This is a genomic window from Salmonella sp. SG203 (genome assembly GCF_013350575.1).
Taxonomy (GTDB): domain Bacteria; phylum Pseudomonadota; class Gammaproteobacteria; order Enterobacterales; family Enterobacteriaceae; genus Salmonella; species Salmonella enterica.
Genome location: NZ_SNMT01000001.1, coordinates 528,738 through 552,668 on the forward strand (window position 1 = coordinate 528,738; position 23,931 = coordinate 552,668).

At 52.9% G+C, this 23,931-nt stretch carries 20 protein-coding genes, 2 tRNA genes and 2 other RNA genes; 10 read left to right on the plus strand and 14 right to left on the minus strand.

Annotation, left to right across the window (positions count from 1 at the left end; translation table 11 throughout):
* Window positions 1-28: 28 nt before the first annotated feature.
* On the minus strand, window positions 29-934 hold the full coding sequence (gene rssA / locus HV477_RS02650) for a patatin-like phospholipase RssA (RefSeq protein WP_001230575.1): 906 nt from the start codon (window positions 932-934) through the stop codon (window positions 29-31).
* A 110-nt stretch (window positions 935-1,044) separates the two neighbouring features.
* Here rssA and HV477_RS02655 point away from each other — a divergent pair, with 110 nt between their 5' ends.
* The 6 genes from HV477_RS02655 (at window position 1,045) to HV477_RS02680 (ending at window position 3,109) form a co-directional block, all read left to right on the plus strand.
* The gene (locus HV477_RS02655) at window positions 1,045-1,503 is read left to right on the plus strand and encodes a YchJ family protein (protein WP_001540172.1); all 459 of its coding nucleotides are present in this window, start codon (window positions 1,045-1,047) and stop codon (window positions 1,501-1,503) included.
* A 50-nt stretch (window positions 1,504-1,553) separates the two neighbouring features.
* Window positions 1,554-2,396, plus strand: a complete 843-nt coding sequence (purU, locus tag HV477_RS02660) for a formyltetrahydrofolate deformylase (RefSeq protein WP_058821740.1) — start codon at window positions 1,554-1,556, stop codon at window positions 2,394-2,396.
* A gap of 158 nt (window positions 2,397-2,554) precedes the next feature.
* Window positions 2,555-2,639: transfer RNA gene (locus HV477_RS02665), tRNA-Tyr, on the plus strand.
* Between the two features lie 44 nt (window positions 2,640-2,683).
* A non-coding RNA gene (locus HV477_RS02670) (RtT sRNA) lies at window positions 2,684-2,815 on the plus strand.
* Between the two features lie 34 nt (window positions 2,816-2,849).
* Window positions 2,850-2,934 (plus strand) — tRNA-Tyr (locus tag HV477_RS02675).
* Window positions 2,935-2,977: 43 nt separating this feature from the next.
* Window positions 2,978-3,109, plus strand: a non-coding RNA gene (locus HV477_RS02680) — RtT sRNA.
* Window positions 3,110-3,211: 102 nt separating this feature from the next.
* Here HV477_RS02680 and HV477_RS02685 read toward each other — a convergent pair.
* The 6 genes from HV477_RS02685 to narK all read right to left on the minus strand — a co-directional run bounded on the left by HV477_RS02685 (window position 3,212) and on the right by narK (window position 13,428).
* Window positions 3,212-4,741 (minus strand): tetratricopeptide repeat protein, encoded by a 1,530-nt coding sequence (locus tag HV477_RS02685; protein ID WP_175064920.1) that lies wholly within the window; start codon window positions 4,739-4,741, stop codon window positions 3,212-3,214.
* Between the two features lie 241 nt (window positions 4,742-4,982).
* Window positions 4,983-5,660, minus strand: a complete 678-nt coding sequence (gene narI, locus HV477_RS02690) for a respiratory nitrate reductase subunit gamma (protein ID WP_000545594.1) — start codon at window positions 5,658-5,660, stop codon at window positions 4,983-4,985.
* Window positions 5,660-6,370: a nitrate reductase molybdenum cofactor assembly chaperone gene (gene narJ, locus HV477_RS02695; protein WP_079898772.1), complete on the minus strand. Its 711-nt coding sequence runs from the start codon at window positions 6,368-6,370 to the stop codon at window positions 5,660-5,662. Before narJ ends, narI begins: the two co-directional genes overlap by 1 nt.
* Complete coding sequence (gene narH, locus HV477_RS02700; RefSeq protein WP_000702629.1) at window positions 6,367-7,902, minus strand: nitrate reductase subunit beta; 1,536 nt, start codon at window positions 7,900-7,902, stop codon at window positions 6,367-6,369. The genes narJ and narH overlap by 4 nt, the downstream gene beginning before the upstream one ends.
* Complete coding sequence (locus HV477_RS02705; protein WP_079898771.1) at window positions 7,899-11,642, minus strand: nitrate reductase subunit alpha; 3,744 nt, start codon at window positions 11,640-11,642, stop codon at window positions 7,899-7,901. The genes narH and HV477_RS02705 overlap by 4 nt, the downstream gene beginning before the upstream one ends.
* Window positions 11,643-12,030: 388 nt before the next feature.
* Window positions 12,031-13,428: a nitrate transporter NarK gene (narK, locus tag HV477_RS02710; protein ID WP_000019848.1), complete on the minus strand. Its 1,398-nt coding sequence runs from the start codon at window positions 13,426-13,428 to the stop codon at window positions 12,031-12,033.
* Window positions 13,429-13,768: 340 nt separating this feature from the next.
* Between narK and narX the strand changes: the two genes are divergently transcribed.
* Both narX and narL read left to right on the plus strand, forming a co-directional pair.
* A complete protein-coding gene (gene narX / locus HV477_RS02715) occupies window positions 13,769-15,565 on the plus strand; it encodes a nitrate/nitrite two-component system sensor histidine kinase NarX (protein ID WP_064000481.1) in 1,797 nt (598 codons plus the stop codon).
* Window positions 15,558-16,208 carry a two-component system response regulator NarL gene (gene narL, locus HV477_RS02720; protein WP_001064598.1) on the plus strand — a complete coding sequence of 217 codons (651 nt, stop codon included), beginning with the start codon at window positions 15,558-15,560 and terminating at the stop codon, window positions 16,206-16,208. The genes narX and narL overlap by 8 nt, the downstream gene beginning before the upstream one ends.
* Here the strand turns inward: narL and HV477_RS02725 are convergent, their stop codons facing one another.
* A complete protein-coding gene (locus HV477_RS02725) occupies window positions 16,209-17,633 on the minus strand; it encodes a YchO/YchP family invasin (protein WP_001116352.1) in 1,425 nt (474 codons plus the stop codon).
* A 176-nt stretch (window positions 17,634-17,809) separates the two neighbouring features.
* Here HV477_RS02725 and HV477_RS02730 point away from each other — a divergent pair, with 176 nt between their 5' ends.
* Entirely contained in the window at window positions 17,810-18,163 is a 354-nt protein-coding gene (locus HV477_RS02730) for a DsrE/DsrF/TusD sulfur relay family protein (RefSeq protein ID WP_001179794.1), read from the plus strand.
* Between the two features lie 79 nt (window positions 18,164-18,242).
* On the opposite strand, the gene chaB is transcribed toward HV477_RS02730, so the two are convergent.
* Window positions 18,243-18,473: a putative cation transport regulator ChaB gene (gene chaB / locus HV477_RS02735; RefSeq protein WP_001146392.1), complete on the minus strand. Its 231-nt coding sequence runs from the start codon at window positions 18,471-18,473 to the stop codon at window positions 18,243-18,245.
* Between the two features lie 266 nt (window positions 18,474-18,739).
* On the opposite strand from chaB, the gene chaA reads away from it, so the two are divergent.
* Window positions 18,740-19,840 carry a sodium-potassium/proton antiporter ChaA gene (gene chaA, locus HV477_RS02740; RefSeq protein WP_000148418.1) on the plus strand — a complete coding sequence of 367 codons (1,101 nt, stop codon included), beginning with the start codon at window positions 18,740-18,742 and terminating at the stop codon, window positions 19,838-19,840.
* Window positions 19,841-19,893: 53 nt separating this feature from the next.
* Here the strand turns inward: chaA and kdsA are convergent, their stop codons facing one another.
* From kdsA to prfA, 5 genes are read right to left on the minus strand one after another with little or no spacing between them, the layout of a single operon-like run.
* Entirely contained in the window at window positions 19,894-20,748 is an 855-nt protein-coding gene (gene kdsA / locus HV477_RS02745) for a 3-deoxy-8-phosphooctulonate synthase (protein WP_000811046.1), read from the minus strand.
* A gap of 37 nt (window positions 20,749-20,785) precedes the next feature.
* The gene (gene sirB1, locus HV477_RS02750) at window positions 20,786-21,595 is read right to left on the minus strand and encodes an invasion regulator SirB1 (protein ID WP_001257065.1); all 810 of its coding nucleotides are present in this window, start codon (window positions 21,593-21,595) and stop codon (window positions 20,786-20,788) included.
* Window positions 21,596-21,598: 3 nt separating this feature from the next.
* Window positions 21,599-21,988 carry an invasion regulator SirB2 gene (gene sirB2, locus HV477_RS02755; RefSeq protein WP_000150667.1) on the minus strand — a complete coding sequence of 130 codons (390 nt, stop codon included), beginning with the start codon at window positions 21,986-21,988 and terminating at the stop codon, window positions 21,599-21,601.
* On the minus strand, window positions 21,985-22,818 hold the full coding sequence (gene prmC, locus HV477_RS02760; RefSeq protein WP_000347314.1) for a peptide chain release factor N(5)-glutamine methyltransferase: 834 nt from the start codon (window positions 22,816-22,818) through the stop codon (window positions 21,985-21,987). Before prmC ends, sirB2 begins: the two co-directional genes overlap by 4 nt.
* A complete protein-coding gene (prfA, locus tag HV477_RS02765; protein ID WP_000804703.1) occupies window positions 22,818-23,900 on the minus strand; it encodes a peptide chain release factor 1 in 1,083 nt (360 codons plus the stop codon). Before prfA ends, prmC begins: the two co-directional genes overlap by 1 nt.
* Between the last annotated feature and the right edge of the window lie 31 nt (window positions 23,901-23,931).

The window sequence follows — 23,931 nt, forward strand, 5'->3', positions numbered from 1 at the left end:
ATTTGCTTAAGTGATCGTAAAAGGTACATTAAACGTCGGTACGCACCAAGGGTATAAGTTCGTCCATCTTTTTCTCTACGGCTAACTGACCCGCCGCAATAGCGGCATGGGCGCGATGAAAATCCAGCGTTGAGATTTGCGGACAGAATGGTTGAATGAGAATATCAGGCGGATCGCCAGCCATACGGTTACGTTTAAGACGATTTTCCAACACCTGGATGGAGGTTGTCATGATTTCCATTGCCCCAGGCGAACTCACGCCACGGCGTGAAGTCAGGCTACTGAAACGTTCTTTTAAACGCTTATGCCAGGGCAGCGCATCATCGCTCTCTTCATTGATATTCCCGACATTTACAGAGAGCAAATCTTGCTGCATGAGGTGGGCATCATGTTGCAGGTCTACCGCAATAACGATATCAGCCCCCAGCGCCCTGGTTAACGAAACAGGTACCGGATTAACGACTGCGCCATCTACCAGCCAGTAACCGTTATGTTCAACCGGAGACATCAGCCCTGGCATACTGCACGACGCGCGTACGGCAAGGTGTAGATCGCCTTCAGTAAACCATAGCTCTCGTCCCGTGCTAAGATTCGTCGCGACCGCGCCAAAACGTCTTGAACAGTGGTCAAAATCCGTGACGGGCATAATATCCCGATAGTGATTAAATACGCGTTCGCCGCGAAGCAACCCTCCTCTGCCCCAGGATACATCCATCAGGCGTAAAACATCCCAGTAGCGGAATGAACATACCCACTGTTCAAGCGCCGATAATTTATTACAGGCATACGCGGCGCCGACCAGCGAACCTATTGAGCATCCTGCAACGATATCAATATCAATGCCTGTTTGCTTGAGGGCTTTGATGACCCCAATATGAGACCATCCTCTCGCTGCGCCAGATCCCAGCGCCAGCCCTATTTTCATTTTTCTCATCGTACTTAACGACTTCCCCTGGCTTCAAGACGTAGCAACATCGCCACTGCTCAGTTAACATAATGCCACCCTGGCGTTCAACGCCGTTTTTTATATTCAGGGAGATTATTGTGTCTCAGCCTTGTCCCTGTGGTAGCGCTGACGAGTATAGCCTATGTTGTGGTCGTATTGTGTCCGGAGAACGAGTAGCACCCGATCCGTCACATCTCATGCGCTCTCGTTACTGCGCTTTTGTGATGAAAGACGCAGATTACTTAATTAAGAGCTGGCATCCAACCTGCAATGCGGCCGCGTTTCGTGATGATATCATCGCCGGATTTGCCAATACCAGGTGGCTCGGCCTGACTATTTTTGAACATACCTGGTCAGAAGCAGAAAATACAGGGTATGTTAGTTTTATCGCGCGTTTTTCCGAACAAGGGAAAACCGGGGCGATTATCGAACGTTCTCGTTTTATCAAAGAAAACGGTCAGTGGTATTATATTGACGGTACCCGCCCGCAGTTGGGTCGAAATGATCCCTGCCCGTGCGGTTCAGGCAAAAAATTTAAAAAGTGCTGCGGCCAGTGACGCCTGACAGTATCGATACAGCAAACACTCTCAACAGGATTTTTCCGGCAATGCAATCACTACAACGTAAAGTTCTGCGTACTATTTGTCCCGATCAAAAAGGCCTTATCGCGCGGATTACCAACATTTGCTATAAGCACGAGCTTAATATTGTGCAAAACAATGAATTTGTGGACCATCGCACCGGACGCTTTTTTATGCGGACCGAGCTGGAAGGCATCTTCAATGATTCCACTCTTCTGGCCGATCTGGACAGCGCCTTACCGGAAGGCTCTGTTCGTGAACTCAATCCCGCCGGACGCCGTCGGGTAGTGATTCTGGTTACCAAAGAGGCGCATTGTCTGGGCGACTTGCTGATGAAAGCCAACTATGGCGGGCTGGATGTTGAAATCGCCGCGGTCATTGGCAACCATGAAACGTTACGCTCGCTGGTTGAACGTTTTGAGATCCCTTTCGAACTGGTCAGCCATGAGGGATTAACGCGTGAAGAGCATGACACGAAGATGGCGGACGCCATTGATGTCCATCAACCGGACTATGTAGTGCTGGCCAAGTATATGCGTGTTTTGACGCCAGGTTTTGTGGCGCGCTTCCCGAACAAAATTATCAATATCCACCACTCATTCCTGCCGGCGTTTATCGGCGCGCGCCCTTATCATCAGGCCTATGAGCGCGGCGTGAAAATCATCGGCGCTACCGCGCACTATGTGAATGATAATCTGGATGAAGGCCCAATCATTATGCAGGACGTGATTCATGTCGATCACACCTACACCGCAGAAGATATGATGCGTGCCGGGCGCGACGTTGAGAAAAACGTATTAAGCCGCGCGCTGTATCAGGTTCTGGCGCAGCGGGTCTTTGTTTACGGCAATCGGACGATTATTCTTTAATCGTCAGTAATATGAATTGATTAGCTTTAATCCGTTACGGATGAAAAGTACGCAAACAGTTCATTTCAGGCAAAGGAATGCTTTACAGCGGCGTGTCATTTGATATGATGCGCCCCGCTTCCCGAAAGGAAGCGGGCCAGTATTAAGCATTACCCCGTGGTGGGGTTCCCGAGCGGCCAAAGGGAGCAGACTGTAAATCTGCCGTCATCGACTTCGAAGGTTCGAATCCTTCCCCCACCACCATTATTCACTACAGCGATGTAGTTAACTTGATGAGCAATGCAGAAGTCTGCACTTGTCGGGGAAGGGTGAGAACCTTCGACTAAGGTTCGATTCGAGCGAAAGCGAGAGAACGTTGCCAACGGCAACGGCCCGTAGGGTGAGGAGCGAAGCGACGAATAATCCTTCCCCCACCACCATCTTCAAGCTTTACCTACAATTTGAATTACCCCTGGTGGGGTTCCCGAGCGGCCAAAGGGAGCAGACTGTAAATCTGCCGTCACAGACTTCGAAGGTTCGAATCCTTCCCCCACCACCATCACTTCCGTCGCGTATCTTATCCCCGTTAAGCATAGTGTCTCATATCTCTCTGTACGGGAAGGATGAGAAGCTTCGACTAAGGTTCGATTCGAGCGAAAGCGAGAAAGCGTTGCCGCAGGCAACGACCCGAAGGGCGAAACGCGCAGCGCTGAGTCATCCTTCCCCCACCACCATGACTTCATAAGGCACCAATTTCAAATCAATCAGCACTGCCCCGTATCCTTACCCCACAGGCAGACTTCACACCATGGCGCCATAGCTTATTGGCTATCTTATCAATACTTCTTCCTGGCAATCTTTTTCGCCTCCTTTGACTGGTTGATTTTTCGCCTGATGAGATCAAAGGCGGCATATGTCTCGCTAAGTTGATCTGGGGTAAGCATTCCCTTGAGTCGGTTTCTTTCGGCAATGAGCGCTGAACAATCATCCTTAGATTTTTCCGTATATATACTTGCCATGTAATACCAAATATAGGCCTGCTTATTATCTTTAGGCACCCCCTGGCGCCCATGAGCATAAATTTCCCCAAGCGCTAATTGTGCCGGAGTAAACCCCTGCTCTGCCGCTTTAAGGTACCACTTCAGCGCATTCCGACTATTTTCAGGCACGCCTCTTCCCGTGCTATATGCTACGCCAAGCTGATATTGCGCTTTCGCAAAATCCTGTTTTGCCGCTTTTCGATACCATGCGATAGCCTGTCTGTCGCTTTGCGCGACGCCGCGACCAAATGCAGACATGATGCCAAGATGCGTTTGCGCAGCAGGCAGCCCCTGGCGAGCGGCTTTGCGATACCACGCCAGCGCCTGTTGGTAGTCCTGAGAAACGCCCTCGCCCTGCATAAACATCACGCCGATCGCATCCTGCGCCTCGGCCAATCCCTGCGCTGCGGCTCTGCGATACCACTCCAGCGCCAGATTGTGATCTTTCAATAAGTGATAACCGTTGTAATACCATACGCCCAAATTGTACTGTACCTTTGCCATCACGCGTTGCGCTGTTTTTCGATACCACGTCTGAGAATAAACCCGGTCAGCGGGATGCGCTTTATCATAGAGCGCATCCAGCGGAATGTGGCCTGGCGTATAGCTGCTTGGTATACCTTTATTAAGCCAGTAAACTGCCTGACGATAATCCTGAGGCACGCCTTCACCATAAAAATAGGCAACACCGAGATAAAGTTGCGCGGGGTAGTACATATTTTCCGCCGCTTTACGCATCAAGATCGCCGTTTGCTGATAATCCTGAGGAACGCCCTGACCGTGGGCGTACATTACTCCAAGCTTAAATTGTGCTGACGAAGCTGAACCCTGTCCGCGGACAACGCCCGCATCATTGGTTGGAGAGGCGGCTTTTCGATACCACTCCAGCGCTAGCTGGGTATTTTGGGGAAACCCATCGCCATACATATAGGCGTCACCGAGGATTTCTTGCGTACTACTATCCCCTAGCTCTGCCGCCTTGCGATACCACTCCAGCGCTTTTTGTCGACTAAGTGGAAAATTTTCACCATAGTTGTAATGATAGCCAAGGATGAAATAGGAAAAATCAGAACCTTGTTTACCCGCTTTCTCCAGCCATTTTATGGCTAGTTTATAATCAGGCTTAACATATCGCCCCTCCGCATACCAGCTTCCAAGCGCGAACTGCGCGCTTTCATCTCCTTGTTCCGCTTTTTGCTCTAATTCCTGAACGTACTGGCATTCTTCTGAGTCGGCGGGATAGCGCTCCTCGCAGACAGCAGCGTGAGCCATTTTTGAAATAAATATATTTAATATTATTATTTTGAAAATTGATGAAAAACGCATGCAACTATCCTTATTGTCGTTTATGGCGTGATTATATGCTGCATCATCCTTTTTCTGCTTACAAAAAACTCGCACAGATGCTGAATAAACCCAGAAACAAAAAGTACGGATTCAGATGCCAGACATGGCAGACCCGCTGTAAACGAAACAAGGCGGCGGTCGATAAGGCATTTATGCCGCACTCCGGCAAACAGCCATAAAAAAACTCCGCCGAAGCGGAGTTTAGAGCATCGAGAGAAAATCAGTGACGCGCACGTACAATCTGGTATTTGCGGGTCAGGTACTCGACCGGCACGCTCCAGATATGCACCAGGCGCGAGAATGGGAATAACAGGAACAGCGTCATCCCCAGTACCAGGTGCATACGAAAGATAAAGGCTACACCGTCCAGATGTGCGGATGCGCCACCGTGGAAGGTCACAACTGACTGCGCCCACCCGACCAGCTTCATCATTTCACTCCCGTCCATATGCTGGGCGGAGAACGGAATGGTCAGCAGGCCCAGCGCGCACTGAATCACCAGCAGCGAGAGAATCAAAATATCTGCGCCGGTAGTGGTGGCGCGGACACGTGGGCTAAACAGACGACGCTTGAGCAGTAAAATACCGCCAACCAGCGTCAGCACGCCGCAGGCGCCGCCGGCAATCATCGCCATCTTCTGCTTCACGTCGACCGGCAGAAAAGCTTCATACATCCAGTGCGGCGTTAACATGCCCAGGAAGTGACCGGCGAAAATACCCAGAATCCCAATGTGGAACAGGTTTGACGCCAGGTTCATTCCTTTGCGATCTAGCATCTGACTGGAAGCCGCCCGCCAGGTGTACTGGCCGTAGTCGTAACGTAACCAACTACCGATCAGAAATACCGATCCGGCAATGTACGGGTAGATATCAAAGAAGAACATATTCAGGAAGTGCATTAGTGCTGTCCTCCGGTGGTGATATTCAGATATTGCGGTGCCACGGCCCCGGCAAAACGACGCTGGTGAGCGGAGATTTCCGACTCGCCACACCCCTGATCGGCGAAGAATTTCACCTGCTCTTCTTCCCAGACCGCATCCAACGCCTGTGGGGTATCATCACGTGCTTCATTCGCAATTTTTTCAGCCACTTTGTCGCTGTCGATAACGGTATTCGCCAGTTTTAACAGCAGATCGAACAGCACCGCATAACGGCTGTCACGCTGTTGCAAACGTGCGCTGAGCAGCGCCAGAATCGGCGCGATATCCTGTAAACCCCCTAACGCTTCACTTTTCGGCAATTGCGCAAGGTATTCCAGATACAGCGGCAGATGATCGGGAAGTTCGCGGCTGTCGAGCTGCAAACCGTGCTGCTCATACTGTGCCATCAGGTCAACCATCGCCTGACCGCGATCGCGGGATTCCCCGTGTACATGTTCAAACAGCAGCAGCGATGTGGCGCGACCACGGTCAAACAGTTCACTGTAGGCGGCCTGTACATCCAGCATGTCCTGCGCGGTTAAATCGCGCAGGAAAACGCCCAGAGTCTGGGCATCCTCTTTATCCAGGTTCTCAGATAACGCGAGCGCATCGAACAACTCCTGCTGATGCTGCCACAGGGCAGCATCCGGGTACTCGAGCAGACGCGAAACAATGACGAGTTCAATCATGCGTGCGGCTCCGTTTTGCTGGTCACATCAACAGCGTCGATGCGGCGGCTGTTGAACAGATTGAATTTGGTATCAGACCCGTGGCAACCATCGCCGAAGGTAAAGCCACAACCGCTTTTCTCCGGGAATGCGTCACGCGCCAGTTCACGATGGCTGCTTGGTACCACGAAACGATCTTCGTAATTAGCAATCGCCAGGTAACGATACATTTCCTGCGCCTGGGCTTCGCTTAAACCCACCTCTTCCAGCGCGCGGGTATCCACTTTACCGTCTACGGTTTCCGCACGTTTGTAGTGACGCATCGCCAGCATCCGTTTCAGCGCCAACAGTACCGGTTGGGTGTCGCCAGCGGTCAACAGGTTCGCCAGGTACTGCACCGGGATACGCAGACTGTCTACATCCGGCAGAATACCGTTGCTGCCCAGTTCACCCGCGTCGGCGGCAGACTGAATCGGTGACAAAGGCGGCACGTACCAGACCATCGGCAGCGTGCGGTATTCCGGATGCAGCGGCAGCGCCAACTTCCAGTCCATCGCCATTTTGTACACTGGCGATTGCTGCGCCGCATCGATCACGCTCTGCGGCACGCCGTCCTTCAGCGCCTGCTCAATGACAGCCGGATCGTTCGGATCGAGGAACACGTCCAGTTGACGCTGGTACAGATCTTTTTCGTTTTCCGTACTGGCAGCGCTTTCAATGGCATCGGCGTCATACAGCAGTACGCCAAGATAACGGATACGGCCAACACAGGTTTCGGAGCAAACGGTCGGCTGACCCGCTTCGATACGCGGGTAGCAGAAGATGCACTTCTCGGACTTCCCGCTCTTCCAGTTGAAGTAAATCTTCTTGTACGGGCAACCGGTGATGCACATCCGCCAGCCGCGGCACTTGTCCTGGTCGATCAGTACGATGCCATCTTCTTCACGCTTATAAATCGCGCCGCTCGGGCAGGTCGCCACGCACGCCGGGTTGAGACAGTGCTCGCACAGGCGCGGCAGGTACATCATGAAGGTGTTTTCGAACTGGCCGTACATCGCCTTCTGCATGTTTTCGAAGTTCTGGTCTTTAGCGCGTTTTTCGAACTCGCCGCCCAGAATCTCTTCCCAGTTTGGCCCGCTGGTAATTTTGTCCATCCGCTGGCCGGTAATCAGCGAGCGCGGACGCGCGATCGGCTGATGTTTGCTTTCCGGCGCGGTATGCAGGTTCTGGTAGTCGTAATCAAACGGCTCGTAGTAGTCGTCGATGCCCGGCAGATGCGGGTTAGCGAAGATTTTACCCAGCAGCAGCGCCCGGTTGCCCATGCGCGGCTGTAGTTTGCCGTTGATTTTGCGGATCCAGCCGCCTTTCCATTTTTCCTGATTTTCCCAGTCATTCGGAAAACCAACGCCAGGCTTACTTTCTACGTTGTTAAACCAGGCGTATTCCATACCTTCGCGACTGGTCCAGACGTTTTTACAGGTGACTGAACAGGTATGACAGCCGATGCACTTATCGAGATTCAGCACCATGCCGACTTGTGAACGAATTTTCATTTTACGCTCTCCTGTACCTGGTCATTGCCTTCGCCATCCAACCAGTTAATGTTCTTCATCTTACGTACCACCACAAACTCATCGCGGTTGGAGCCGACGGTACCGTAGTAGTTAAAGCCGTAGGCTAACTGCGCATAGCCGCCGATCATATGGGTCGGTTTCGGCGTAATGCGCGTCACCGAGTTATGAATACCGCCGCGCTGCTGGGTAATTTCCGACCCCGGCAGGTTTACGATACGTTCCTGCGCGTGGTACATCATGGTCATGCCCGCCGGTACACGCTGGCTGACCACTGCGCGTGCGGTCAATGCGCCGTTACTGTTGAAGACTTCGATCCAGTCGTTATCTTCAATGCCCAGATCTTTGGCGTCGGTTTCGCTCATCCACACAATCGGGCCGCCACGCGACAAGGTCAGCATCAACAGGTTATCGCTGTAGGTCGAGTGGATACCCCATTTCTGGTGCGGCGTCAGGAAGTTGAGCGCCTTCTCCGGATTACCGTTGGATTTACGCCCCATCACCGCTTTCACCGAGCGGGTGTCGATCGGTGGACGATACACCAGCAAACTTTCGCCGAAGTCGCGCATCCACTGGTGATCCTGATACAACTGTTGGCGACCAGACAGCGTACGCCACGGGATCAGCTCGTGAACGTTGGTATAACCGGCGTTATAAGAAACGTGCTCATCTTCCAGACCAGACCAGGTCGGGCTGGAGATAATTTTGCGCGGCTGGGCCTGAATATCGCGGAAGCGGATTTTTTCGTCTTCTTTATTGGTTGCCAGATGCGTATGGTCGCGACCGGTAAACTCGCTCAGCGCCGCCCAGGCTTTCACCGCCACCTGACCGTTGGTTTCCGGCGCTAACGTCAGGATCATCTCTGCCGCGTCAATCGCCGTGTTGAGCATCGGCTGACCTTTCGCCGGACCGTCCGCTTTGGTGTAATTGAGCTTACGCAGCAAGTCCATTTCGCTCTGCGTGTTCCAGGCAATCCCTTTCCCGCCGTTGCCGATTTTCTCCATCAGCGGGCCGATAGAGGTAAAGCGTTCGTAAGTCGCCGGGTAATCGCGCTCAACGGTCATGATGTGCGGCGCGGTTTTCCCTGGAATCAGATCGCATTCGCCTTTTTTCCAGTCTTTCACGTCCAGCGGCTGCGCCAGTTCAGCGGCAGAATCGTGCTGGATCGGCAGCGTCACGACGTCAGTCTCTTTACCCAGGTGGCCTACACAGACTTCGGAGAATTTCTTCGCAATGCCTTTGTAGATTTCCCAGTCGCTTTTCGATTCCCAGGCCGGATCTACGGCGGCAGACAGCGGATGAATAAACGGATGCATATCCGAGGTATTCATATCGTCTTTTTCATACCAGGTGGCGGTCGGCAGTACGATGTCGGAGTACAGGCAGGTGCTCGACAGGCGGAAGTCCAGCGTCACCACCAGATCCAGTTTGCCGTCCAGGCCATTGTCACGCCACTCCACTTCTTCCGGCTTCACACCGCCCTGCTTGCCGAGATCCAGCCCCTGAATACCATGCTCAGTACCCAGCAGATATTTCAGCATGTACTCATGGCCCTTACCGGAAGAGCCAAGCAGGTTAGAACGCCAGATGAACAGGTTACGCGGGTGGTTTTTACCGTTTTCCGGCTGCTCGGCGGCAAAGCGAATCGAACCCTCTTTCAGGGATTTGACGGTATAATCTACCGGCGTCATACCGGCTTTTTCCGCTTCACGCGCAATATACAGCGGGTTAGTGCCTAACTGCGGCGCCGACGGCAACCAGCCCATACGCTCGGCGCGCACATTGAAGTCAATCAGATGACCGCTATAGCGGGATTTGTCCGCCATCGGCGACAGTAACTCCTCGGCGGTCACCGTCTCGTAGCGCCACTGGCTGGAGTGGTTATAGAAGTAAGAGGTGCTGTTCATGTGACGCGCCGGACGCTGCCAGTCAAGGGCAAACGCCAGCGGCTGCCAGCCGGTCTGCGGACGCAGTTTTTCCTGGCCGACGTAGTGCGCCCAGCCGCCGCCGCTCTGACCAACGCAACCACAGAACACCAACATATTGATCAGCCCGCGATAGTTCATATCGAGGTGATACCAGTGGTTCAGACCAGCGCCAACGATAATCATTGAACGTCCGTGCGTTTTATCCGCGTTATCGGCGAATTCCCGGGCGATACGGATGATCTGCGCCCGCGGCACGCCGGTGATCTGCTCGGCCCATGCTGGCGTATACGCTTTGGTATCGTCATAACTGGCGGCACAATTTTCATCGTTCAGGCCGCGTTCCAGACCATAGTTCGCCATGGTCAGATCGTAAACGGTGGTGACCAGTGCGGTAGAACCATCGGCCAGTTGCAGACGTTTAACCGGCAATTTGTGCAGCAGGACGTTATCCAGCGCCACATGATTAAAGTACTCTGAACCTTCGCCGCCGAAATACGGGAAGCCCACGTCAGCAATCTCATCCTGGCTGCCCAGCAAGCTGAGCTGCAATTCAGTTTCTGCACCGGTAGCCCCGTCGCGCTGTTCGAGATTCCATTTGCCTTTTTCGCCCCAGCGGAAACCAATTGAACCGTTTGGCGCCACCATTTCACCGTTGCTGTTGATAGCGACGGTTTTCCATTCCGGGTTATTTTCCTGCCCCAGCGAATCAACGAGATCGGCAGCGCGCAGCATACGACCTGCGGCATAATAACCATCACGCTCTTCAAGCATCACCAGCATTGGCATGTCGGTATAGCGACGGACATAATCGGTGAAGTACTGGCGCGGGTTGTCGAGGTGGAACTCGCGCAGCATGACGTGGCCCATCGCCAGCGCCATCGCCGCATCGGTCCCCTGCTTCGGCGCCAGCCACAGATCGCACAGTTTGGCGATTTCGGCATAGTCCGGCGTCACCGCGACGGTTTTGGTGCCTTTGTAACGTACTTCGGTAAAGAAGTGGGCATCCGGCGTACGGGTTTGCGGCACGTTAGAGCCCCAGGCGATAATATAGCTGGAGTTGTACCAGTCAGCGGATTCCGGCACGTCGGTCTGCTCGCCCCAGGTTTGCGGGGAGGCTGGCGGCAGGTCGCAGTACCAGTCGTAGAAGCTCAGGCAGGTACCGCCAATCAGCGAAAGATAACGTGCCCCGGAAGCGTAGGAAACCATCGACATCGCCGGGATGGGTGAGAAGCCCGCGACGCGGTCAGGGCCATAGGTTTTCACGGTGTACACGTTGGAAGCGGCGATCAGCTCGTTCACTTCCTGCCATGAGGAGCGAACAAAGCCGCCACGACCACGCGCCTGTTTGAAGCTTTTGGCTTTATCGGCATCTTCAATGATGGAGGCCCATGCCTCTACCGGATCGCGATGCAGTTTTTTCGCCTCGCGCCACATCTTCATCAGACGTTTGCGCATTAGCGGATATTTCAGTCGGTTAGCGCTGTAGAGATACCAGGAGTAACTTGCGCCGCGCGGGCAGCCGCGAGGTTCATGGTTTGGCATATCAGGACGGGTGCGCGGGTAATCGGTTTGCTGTGTTTCCCAGGTCACCAGACCATTTTTGACATAAATTTTCCAGCTACAAGAACCTGTGCAGTTCACCCCATGGGTTGAGCGCACGATTTTGTCATGCTGCCAACGTTGGCGGTATCCGTCCTCCCAGTCCCGGTTTGTTTCGAGAAGCTGGCCGTGCCCATCGGCAAAGGTTTCGCCCTTCTGCTTGAAGTAGCGAAACCGGTCCAGGAATTTACTCATCGGGTTTCTCCTGTGTGGAACCTTACGGCTCTCTGATAAATCGACATTGCTTAACTAAGGGCGAAGGTAACGCGCTGAATGGGCGTGAGAATTGATAACGATCAAGGCGGACAGGGATGCAAATGGCGCGCAAACCTCCTGCATACTCCTTTTGGAGGAGGAGTTTTATTTATATATATTACTGATTTAATTAAATAAAATTAAATTTACGCACAACATGAATGTTAAATTTTCAACAAGTGGGTATTAAGGGGTATCCCCCCTGGATGACCGATAAAAATGTGCGTGGTCAGCCCTGTCGCGCCTCTCTTCTTGACTATAAGTATGTTGTAACTAAATGCGGATAAAAAAAAGCGCGGTCTAACGCCGCGCAAAGGATAATCAAAAGTTACTTTTTATTTTTAGAATGACGTCCATATACCGCCCAGGTAATAACGACGCAGGCGATATAGAAAATAAGAAAGACCTTCATCGCGCCGACTGGCGAACCGGTTAATGCTAAAGATGAGCCAAACGCTTTCGGAATAAAAAAGCCGCCAATCGCGCCAATCGCGGAAATAAAGCCCAGCGCCGCCGCCGTATCGGTCGCCGCTTCACGCATGGCTCTTTCGTCCGACCCGCCTTCCGCTTTAACCCGGTCCATCGTCAGTTTACGGAAGATAACGGAGATCATCTGGAAGGTAGAACCACTCCCCAACCCAGCCGTCAGGAATAGCGCCAGAAATACCCCGTAGAATGCGATAAAGCTACCGCCAACGCCGCCAGTAGGTAATGTCAGGAACAGCAGACCGCTGAAAATCGCCATCAGGACAAAGTTGATAAGCGTGACGCGAGTCCCCCCCAGACGGTCAGAAATTGCGCCGCCCGCCGAACGCGCCAGCGCGCCGATAAACGGACCGAAAAACGCATAATGCAGGATCTGCACATCCGGGAATTGCGTTTTAGACAGCATAGCGAACCCCGCGGAGAAACCGATAAACGATCCGAAGGTCGCCAGATACAGCAGACTCATGATCCACAGATGACCACGTTTAAGCACCGGCAGTTGCTCTTTTAGCGAGGCCTTAGACGTCGCCAGTTCGTTCATGCCGAACCACGCCGCCAGCGTAAAAATGGCCAGGAAAGGCACCCAAATCCAGGCCGCGTTCGCCAGATAGAGCTGAGAACCGTCCGGCTGCTCTACACCGTGGCTGCCAAAGGCGGCAAAGATAGAGAGCGAAACCACCAGCGGCGCAACCAGCTGCATCACGCTCACGCCCATATTGCCCAGACCGCCGTTCAGACCCAGCGCGCCGCCCTGCTTTTGTTTAGGAAAGAAAAAGCTGATGTTCGCCATACTGGAGGCAAAGTTCGCGCCGGCAAAACCACACAGCAAGGAAATAATAATGAAAGTGCTAAAGGGCGTACTGGTATCCTGAACGGCAAAGCCTAACCATACGCAAGGCACGATGAGGATACCGGTACTGAACGCTGTCCAGCGACGTCCGCCAAATAGCGGCACCATAAAGGAGTAAGGCACCCGTAGCAGCGCGCCGGAAACAGATGGCAGCGCAGTCAACATAAAGAGCTGATCGGTCGTAAAATTAAATCCCACTTTCGGCAGGTTCACCGCCACTGCGCTGAATAGCATCCAGACGCAAAACGCCAGCAGTAAACACGGGACAGAAATCCACAAATTACGGCTGGCGACACGATGGCCGCGCTGCTGCCAGAACGCCGGATCTTCCGGACGCCATTCCGTGATAACAGCGCCAGTTGCCCTTTCCGGGGCGGATGAGTGACTCATAGACACCTCTGATTCTTGATTTGATGTCTGCCACATTAGGGTTTACTGCCGAAGGTAAGTTGATATAAATCAAAGGAAAAGTCGTCATCACCGGCGACTAAAAAGCGTTATTACCCTTAATGAGTAGGCTATTTTGGTAAAAAAGCTGTGGTTTTTCACCATGCTGTGTCTGTCTACTCCTTCCCGTCGCAGATACCTCTTTACGGCGGCAATTAAGGAGTAACTCGTTATAGGTATGGGTATACTCCGCTGTATCGTTGAGAATAGCGGCACAGCCGATTGACGCCCCTCTTTTTTGCTACGTTTTTTCGGCGACATTACCCCGAAGAAAGAAGGTAACATGTTTAAACGGTGTTTCTCTCCTCTTACGCTGGTTAACCAACTGGCGCTGATTGTCATGCTCTCTACCGCTATCGGCGTGGCGGGGATGGCGGTTTCCGGCTGGCTGGTTCAGGGCGTGCAGGGTAGCGCTCATGCGATTAATAAAGCGGGCTCATTGCGTATGCAAAGCTATCGACTACTGGCCGCTGTCCCGCTGGATGCTAAAGATCAAAAGCTGCTGGATGAGATGGAGCAAACGGCATTCAGCCCTGAACTGACCCGCGCCGCTGAGCGAGACGGGCAGCAGAAGCAGCTTAAAGCGTTGCAGGATTACTGGCATAACGAACTCTCGCCAGGGCTACAGCACGCGCAAAACGCGCACGCGGTCGCAGAAGATGTCACGCGCTTTGTGGCGGGCCTGGATCGCCTGGTCACGTCGTTCGACCATACTACTGAATTGCGTATCGAACGCGTGGTATTAGTTCACCGGGTAATGGCGATCTTTATGGCGCTATTGCTGGTATTTACGATTATCTGGCTACGTGTTCGCCTTTTGCAGCCCTGGAAACAGTTGTTATCAATGGCGCGCGCCGTCAGTCAGCGCGACTTTACCCAACGTGCCAATATCAGTGGACGCAATGAGATGGCCGCGTTGGGTTCTGCGCTCAATAATATGTCTGAAGAACTGGCCGAAAGTTATGCGGTACTGGAACAGCGCGTACAGGAAAAAACAGCCGGTCTGGAACATAAAAACCAGATTCTCTCGTTTTTGTGGCAAGCCAACCGCCGGCTGCATTCACAGGCTCCGCTATGTGAGCGTCTTTCACCGGTACTGAATGGCCTGCAAAATTTAACCCAGTTGCATGATATTGAGCTGCGAGTCTATGACCTGGAAGATGAAGATAATCACCAGGAATTTACCTGTCAGTCGGACATCAGTTGCGATGATAAAGGCTGCCACCTTTGCCCACGTAGCGCCCTGCCGATGATTAACGGCGGCACCACCTTAAAATGGCGGCTCACCGACTCTCACACCCAATACGGTATTTTGCTGGCGACGCTGCCCTATGGACGCCATCTCAGCCACGATCAGCAACAGTTGGTGGACACGCTGGTTGAACAGCTTACCGCGACTCTGGCGCTCGACAGGCATCAGGAGCGCCAGCAGCAGTTGATTGTCATGGAAGAGCGTGCCACCATTGCCCGCGAACTACATGATTCTATTGCCCAGTCGCTCTCTTGTATGAAGATGCAGGTGAGCTGCCTGCAAATGCAGGGCGACGTGTTACCGGAAAGCAGCCGTGAGTTACTCAGCCAAATTCGCAATGAGCTAAACTGCTCCTGGGCGCAACTGCGCGAACTGTTAACCACTTTCCGGTTACAGTTGACGGAACCCGGGCTACGTCCGGCGCTGGAGGCAAGCTGCCATGAGTTCAGCGCCCGGTTTGGCTTTACGGTAAAACTGGATTATCAGCTTCCCCCCCGCCTGGTGCCTTCACACCAGGCGATACACCTGTTGCAAATTGCCAGGGAAGCCCTCAGCAACGCCCTTAAACACTCTCATGCCGACGATGTGGTGGTGACAGTGACGCAATGTGGCAAACAGGTCAAACTAAAAGTGCAGGATAATGGCTGCGGCGTCCCGGAAAACGCCGAACGCAGTAATCACTACGGCATGATCATCATGCGCGATCGGGCGCAAAGTTTGCGCGGCGATTGCCAGGTACGCCGACGCGAGACTGGCGGAACAGAGGTCACTGTTACTTTTATTCCAGAAACAAACTTCACAGAAACCCAGGGAGATACCCATGAATAATCAGGAACCGGCAACCATCCTGTTAATTGACGACCATCCGATGCTACGCACGGGTGTAAAGCAGCTTGTGAGTATGGCGCCCGATATCAGCGTGGTCGGAGAAGCCAGCAACGGTGAGCAGGGTATTGACCTGGCGGAATCGCTCGATCCCGATCTGATCCTCCTTGATTTGAATATGCCGGGAATGAATGGTCTCGAAACGCTGGATAAATTACGCGAAAAAGCGCTGTCAGGACGTATTGTCGTTTTCAGCGTATCCAACCATGAAGAAGATGTCGTCACGGCGCTAAAGCGCGGCGCGGACGGTTATCTGTTGAAAGACATGGAGCCGGAGGACTTGCTCAAAGCGTTACAACAGGCCGCCGCCGGCGAAATGGTATTAAGTGAAGCGTTAACGCCGGTACTGGCGGCCAGCCTGCGGGCCAACCGCGCCACCACCGATCGCGATGTAACGCAACTCACCCCGCGTGAGCGCGATATTCTGAAGCTCATCGCGCAGGGATTGCCGAATAAGATGATTGCCCGACGTCTGGATATCACCGAAAGTACGGTCAAAGTGCACGTGAAACATATGCTCAAGAAAATGAAGCTGAAATCGCGCGTGGAGGCCGCCGTCTGGGTACATCAGGAACGCATCTTTTAATTATTGCTCCTGGAACGGTTGCCAATGCGGATTATCGTCCGGCATCGTGATAAACGGTTCAGTCAGCGCGAGCGTGATCTCATTGGAAGAGACACGCTGACCTTTTTCATCTTCAACCACCACCGATAAACGCCAGCGATTTGCCGCGCCTTCGCGGTGATCCCAGGCCGGCATAATGATTGTCCAGCCCTCGGTACTGCGGGTGTCCGTTCCTGCCGTCAAACTTAATGCCTGTGTATCGCCCTGCCAGCTCAAATGACGAATACCGTGCACGCTGCGCACCTGCAATTTTAACGCAACCGTCTCACCAGGCGTAAGATCCCAGGGCGGCGTCGCCAGAAAAACCGTTAACGTTTTACGCTGCCGATACTCCATTGTCGGCAGCGAGTTACGTTGCGGCGTATCATAGCGGCTACCGCGTAATGACTGGCTTTGCGCCACTTCACTGGCGGCAAGCTGCTTTTTGAGCGGCACGCCGAAGCGGTAGTTAAGCGTCAGCCCCAGGTTATTTTGACTGACCCCGCTCTCGCCCTGTTTGTGCTGGGCGGTCATGGTAAGCAAAGGTACTGGCGTATAGTTGAGACCCAGTTTTAACGCGACAGGATTGTGATACCCCGTTCCGGAGTCAAACAGATCCACGCTATCGCCAAAGTACTGCTCCAGACTAACGCTGGTATTGATATGCTGGTAAAACGGCAGGCGCATTTGCGCGTTGATATCATATCCGCGCGCCATTCGCTGTTCTAAGGTCGCCGTATGCGTCTGCCAGTCGGCAAAAGGCTGATAATAGTTGGCGGATAAACGCAAATATTCTCCCCACGCCTCCGCGCCAAAGCCGGCGCGCTGTAGATTTTCATCCAGCAGATTATCGTAAAAGGTATTATAGCCAAGAAGCCAGCCATCCTGTGCCCAGCGCTGTCCTATGCCAACGTTGCTTACCAGTCCGTCAGTCTGTTGCGTAAGACCAAGCTGGCTCCAGGTCAGATAGCGCTGTTTATCCTGTAAAGGGATAAACCAGCTTCCGCGACTGCCGTTAAAATGACCTTCGTTATCGACGTTAATATCAACGCTGGCGCTGCCCCAGGCTGATAGCCAGCTTTCAAGCTGCTGGTTAACCTGCTCGCTGACCACATCGCGTACCTGTCCGAAAGCGAATTGCCGCGCCTGTTCACCAGTATCCAGATCGTTATTTTTCATGCTGGCTTCGCCAAACGCTTTGGCCATCTCGGCAAAATGCTTTTCCCCTTCGTGGGATTCCGGCATCATGCCTAAATCCGGCAGACGGTTTTGCGTGAAAGGATCTTGCGCCTGCGCACGGATCGTACCGCTGGCAGCCAGCAAGAGAAGCGAGAGTGAGAATGAACGAAAAACAATACGGCTCAACGTGTCGGCAACTTCTACAACAAAAGATAAGAGGAATGGCATCAGAGTAAACCATAACGTGTCCGGACAGGTTTTGCAGCCTTTTCTCGTGCTTCCAGGAATATCCTTATTTTTTCCGCAGAGCGTCCCAGGATTTTCTCCACGCATTTGGCGGTACCCGGTTCCCGAGGTAACATAACGCCATTGCCGACAAAATTTCTCAAGGAGAAGGGTTATCCATGCAAAATATCGTCATTATCGCTAACGGCGCCGCCTACGGCAGCGAATCATTATTTAATAGCCTGCGTCTGGCCATTGCGCTTCGCGAGCAGGAAAGCCATCTCGATTTACGCCTGTTTTTGATGTCAGATGCCGTAACCGCAGGGTTACGCGGTCAAAAACCAGCCGAAGGCTACAATATTCAGCAAATGCTGGAAATTCTAACCGCGCAAAACGTACCGGTAAAATTATGCAAAACCTGTGCGGACGGACGTGGTATCACTCCCCTGCCGCTGATTGACGGTGTGGAAATCGGAACGCTGGTCGAGCTGGCGCAATGGACGCTGGCGGCGGACAAAGTGCTGACATTTTGAATCTGTACGCGGGAAAAGCTCCCGCGTCAGGATAGACTTCCGGCAAGAAAATCAGGCTAACGCGTGAGTAATACCGCGTTTATTTTTTCTTATGCCATTTATCATCCTCGCCTTTTTCATAATCGTTTTTAACCGCCGCCCAGGCGACTTTGTGTGCGGTTTCCTCGCGACTGGCGTCATCACGACGATCGGCTTTATCTTTATATTGCTCCCAGGCGCTATTAAACGCTTCTTTGTAAATGTCCTGGGCATGGGCTGGAAGAACATTCCGCACATTATCGGGTAAATCACTTTTGGCTTTATACGGCATCAGCGCCTCCGTCTTCAGGGAAAACATTAAGTGTGGTAAACAATGCGTTATTACGCCAGTCGAGGAGGATTTTTGCTTTTTACGGAAATTAACTTTTTGTTATTTAAACACTGTTAAAACAAGATCGTTGTTTTACTGACCTTGAAAGAAAAAAATCGTCTACGCCGTAAAACTACGTAAAAAACCACTAAAAAAATACAAATTTCTGCTATTTTTACTTTCTTTACTCTTTCCAAAATATTAACACCTGCACAAGGGAGACCCTCATGACACATGCCTGTGAGGCGGTGAAAACCCGCCATAAGGAGACTTCGCTTATTTTCCCGGTTCTTGCGCTGGTAGTGCTGTTCCTTTGGGGAAGCAGCCAGTCACTACCAGTGGTTATTGGCATCAATATCCTTGCACTTATTGGTATTTTAAGCAGCGCATTTAGCGTGGTCCGTCATGCCGATGTATTAGCGCATCGACTCGGCGAACCCTATGGATCGCTTATTTTAAGCCTGTCCGTCGTTATTCTTGAGGTGAGTTTAATTTCAGCGCTGATGGCTACCGGCGATGCTGCGCCAACGCTTATGCGCGATACGCTCTACTCTATTATTATGATTGTCACCGGGGGACTGGTCGGTTTCTCGTTGTTGTTGGGCGGCCGTAAATTCGCAACGCAATATATGAATTTATTTGGGATTAAGCAGTATCTTATCGCGCTGTTTCCGCTGGCGATTATTGTGCTGGTTTTTCCAATGGCATTGCCGCAAGCCAATTTCTCTACCGGTCAGGCATTATTGGTCGCGTTAATTTCCGCCGCGATGTACGGCGTATTTTTGTTGATTCAAACCAAAACGCACCAGAGCTTATTTATCTATGAACATGAAGATGAAGGCGATGATGACAATCCACACCACGGTAAACCCTCCGCGCACAGTAGCGGTTGGCATACGGTCTGGTTACTCATTCATTTAATTGCGGTCATTGCCGTTACCAAAATGAATGCCAGCCCGCTGGAGGCGTTGCTGACCAGCATGAACGCCCCGGTCGCCTTTACCGGTTTCCTGGTCGCGCTGTTAATTCTCTCGCCGGAAGGACTGGGTGCGCTGAAGGCGGTACTGAATAATCAGGTTCAGCGGGCAATGAATCTGTTCTTCGGATCGGTGTTGGCGACGATTTCATTAACCGTGCCGGTCGTCACGCTCATCGCCTGGGCGACAGGTAATGATCTGGTATTTGGTTTAGGCGCGCCGGAAATGGTAGTGATGGTGGCCTCGTTAGTGCTGTGCCATATTTCGTTCTCTACCGGACGCACCAACGTGCTAAACGGCGCGGCGCATCTGGCTTTATTTGCCGCCTATCTGATGACGATTTTTGCCTGATATAAAAAAGCCGGATAGTATCTTATCCGGCCTACACAAGCTAAAAACCGCAATCAGTTCTCGGTATCCAGCTCGTCGAAGCTTTTCACCAAATCATCAATCGCTTTTATCTGGGTCAGGAACTGCTCCAGTTTCGCCAGCGGCAGCGCGGAAGGACCGTCGCACTTCGCGTTAGCCGGATCCGGATGCGACTCCAGGAACAGGCCCGCCAGACCGACAGCCATACCGGCGCGCGCCAGCTCGGTCACCTGACCTCGACGACCACCAGAGGCGGCGCCAAATGGGTCGCGGCATTGCAGCGCGTGGGTGACGTCGAAAATCACTGGCGAGTTGCCGGAGACCTTTTTCATCACGCTAAAGCCCAGCATATCCACCACCAGGTTGTCATAACCGAAGTTCGCGCCGCGATCGCACAGAATCACCTTATCGTTACCGCCCTCATGGAACTTATCCACGATATTGCCCATCTGACCCGGGCTTACGAACTGCGGCTTTTTCACGTTAATCACAGCGCCGGTTTTCGCCATCGCTTCCACCAGGTCGGTCTGGCGCGCCAGAAACGCCGGGAGCTGAATCACGTCAACCACATCAGCCACAGGCTGCGCCTGGCTGGCTTCATGGACGTCAGTGATCACTTTTACGCCAAATGTCTGTTTGAGTTCCTGGAAGATTTTCATCCCTTCTTCCAGGCCCGGCCCACGGTAAGAGTGAATAGAGGAACGGTTGGCTTTATCAAAAGAGGCCTTGAACACGTAAGGAATACCCAGCTTCTGGGTAACGGTTACGTAGTGCTCACAAATGCGCATTGCCAGATCGCGTGACTCCAGCACGTTCATACCGCCAAACAGCACAAACGGCAGGTCATTTGCCACCTTAATGTCGCCAATGTTAACCACTTTTTGTTTCATAGGATCGCCTTACACTTATAGGTAAAATGTCGGTTAATTAATGTAGAACAATTTGCTTGTGCGCAATGGTGTTGATCTGCGCACGAATCATTTCGCTGATCGGGTCTTCCGGACACTGTTCAACGAAGTAGCTTAAATCAGTCAGCGCAACGTGTTCACACTCAAGCTGCGCGTAGATCAACCCGCGGTCACGGATTTCGTAAGGATCTTCCGGGTTAAATTGCAACAATGCTTCGCTAACGCGTAGCGCCAGCTCCATTTGCCGTTCCTCCATCAGCGAGGATTTCAGCGTATCCAGTAGCTTACGAATCACTTCGGCGTTATCCGCCTCGTCCAAATCTTCGTTAAACAACTCGGCGACCGGACTAATATTGCCTTTTAACCAGACTTCCAGAGTATGTTCATCAAGCGTTTCACCGTTGAATGGGTTAATCAGCCACATTTCCCCTTCCAGCGATTCAATACGCAAAATCAACTGCGTTGGGAAGATAACGGGCACCAACGGCAAATCAAGACGGTTTGCTATCCATAATAAAATAGCGCCCAACGATACCGCGCTCCCCTGGCGTTTTTTCAGGACTTTATCGAGCCATAAAGCATCAGAAAGACGGTAGACGCCGCGGGAATCCGTGAACCCCCACTCGCCGTAAAAAAGTGCCAGCAATTTTTCCAGTTGCTCATCCTGAGACAGGAGCTGGCTAATTTCTTCCTGCGCCAGACTGACCAGACGTTCCAGTTCGTCGTAGACAAACTGCGTGGGAAAATCCAGGCGAATCATCTCTGATGCCAGGATCATGCCATCACACAGCGGCGCATTGTTAAATTCGAAATCAGCTAACGACCTCATGACTTACCCCAGTAACGGTATTTTTGTGGTGGCGAGTTTAATGATGATGTACAGCACCACCAGCGCCAGCGGGAAAGCGATAAAACGCGCCTGCTGGCTGCGCGCCTGACGATAATCAAGCGCAATAAAACCCAAAACGATGTAGATGATAACGCCAAACAGTTTTTCAGTCAGCCATGAGCCCGACTCCGTGAATGGCAGGATGTGCGTTTTAACGATTAACCCAATACCGCTAAGCAGTAACAGGGTATCTATGACGGGAGGCACGATTCGTGTCCAGCGCGCGGCGGCCAACGCATGGCCGCAATAGCGCCACCAGTAACGAGCGACAAACAAACTGACGGAGAGCGCAACACAGATAAGATGAAGCGTGAGCAACATTGCAATTGTCATGGCGTAAAACGTCCGCAGGTCACGCGTTCATTACCGCCATAATCACGACACGTTTCTACATCCGAGTAACCAGACCGCCTGAAAACCGCTCTTACCGCTTCGCCTTGCCGCCAACCGTGCTCCAGCAGCAGGAAGCCGCCGGGCGTTAACATCTGGCGGGCATTATCGATAATATGCGTAAGATCCGCCATACCGTTTTCGTCCGCCACCAACGCTGAGCGCGGTTCAAAGCGTACATCGCCTTCGCTAAGGTGCGGGTCCTGCGCGTCAATGTAGGGCGGATTGCTGACAATCATGTCGAACTGCTGCCCCGATAGCGCGCTGAACCAACAACTTTGCAGTATACGCACATTCCGGATAGCCAAATGTTCCGCGTTGCGTATCGCCAGCGCAACCGCATCAGGCATACGATCGACCGCAGTCACCTCGCAATCCGGTCGCTCGCAGGCCAGCGCCAGCGCAATCGCACCGGTTCCGGTGCCTAAATCCAGAATACGACAGGTTTTTACCGGCAATCGCGCCAACGCCTGTTCAACCAGACATTCGGTATCCGGGCGCGGGATTAGCGTGGCGGGAGAAACGAAGAGCGGCAGCGACCAGAATTCGCGTAAGCCCGTCAGGTACGCAATAGGTTCGCCCTGTTTACGCCGCTGCAGCAGGTCCGCGAGCTGTTGTTGCTGGACGTCGGTAAGCGGCGTTTCGCCAAAGGCCATGATATACGTCCGCCCCTTGCCCGTAACGTACTCTAGCAGGATCTCGGCGTCGCGCCGGGGGCTGTCGCTGTCCCGGAGCTGGTTTACCGCCTCATGCAGCCAGTGCTGAAAATCCATTATTCCTGCTCGGATAAGGCGGCTAACAGGTCAGCCTGGTGTTCCTGAACAATCGGCTCAATCAGCATATCCAGCTTACCTTCCATCGTTTCATCAAGGCGATATAACGTCAGATTAATACGATGATCGGTCACGCGCCCCTGCGGGAAATTATAGGTCCGGTTACGATCGCTGCGATCGCCGCTGCCAAGCAGATTGCGTCGCGTTGACGCCTCGGCCTGCTGGCGTTTTGCCGTTTCGGCGGCGTGAATGCGCGCCCCGAGCACCGAGAGCGCTTTCGCTTTGTTTTTATGCTGCGAACGCTCGTCCTGGCATTCCACCACGATGCCGGTCGGCAAGTGGGTAATTCGGATAGCGGAGTCGGTGGTGTTAACGTGCTGACCGCCCGCACCGGAAGAACGAAACGTATCAATGCGCAGATCCGCCGGGTTAATATCCGGCAGCTCGGCTTCCGGCAGCTCCGGCATCACGGCGACGGTACAGGCGGAGGTATGGATACGCCCCTGCGACTCGGTCGCCGGAACACGCTGTACGCGGTGTCCGCCGGACTCAAATTTCAGTCGGCCATACACGCCGTCGCCGCTGATTTTGGCGATGATCTCTTTATAACCGCCATGCTCGCCTTCGCTCATGCTCATGATCTCCACGCGCCAGCGGCGCGCTTCGGCATAACGGCTGTACATGCGGAACAGATCGCCGGCAAACAGCGCGGCTTCGTCGCCGCCAGTGCCGGCGCGAACCTCAAGGAACGCGTTTCGTTCATCGTCCGGATCTTTCGGCAGCAGCAGTACCTGTAACTGTTGCTCCAGTTGTTCGCTTTTTTCTTTCGCTTCGCGCAGTTCTTCCTGCGCCATTTCCCGCATTTCAGGATCGTCGAGCATCATCTGAGCCGTCTCGATATCGTCCTGAACCTGTTGCCAGTCCGTAAAACAGCGAGAAACGTCGCTTAATTGCGCATATTCGCGCGACAATGCGCGAAAGCGGTCCTGGTCGGCGATAATTCCCGCATCGCCCAGCAACGCCTGAACTTCCTCATGGCGTTCGTGCAGGGCTTCCAGTTTGGCAACGATAGAAGGCTTCATAGGCGTAAATTCACCCTGTAAAAAAGTGTGG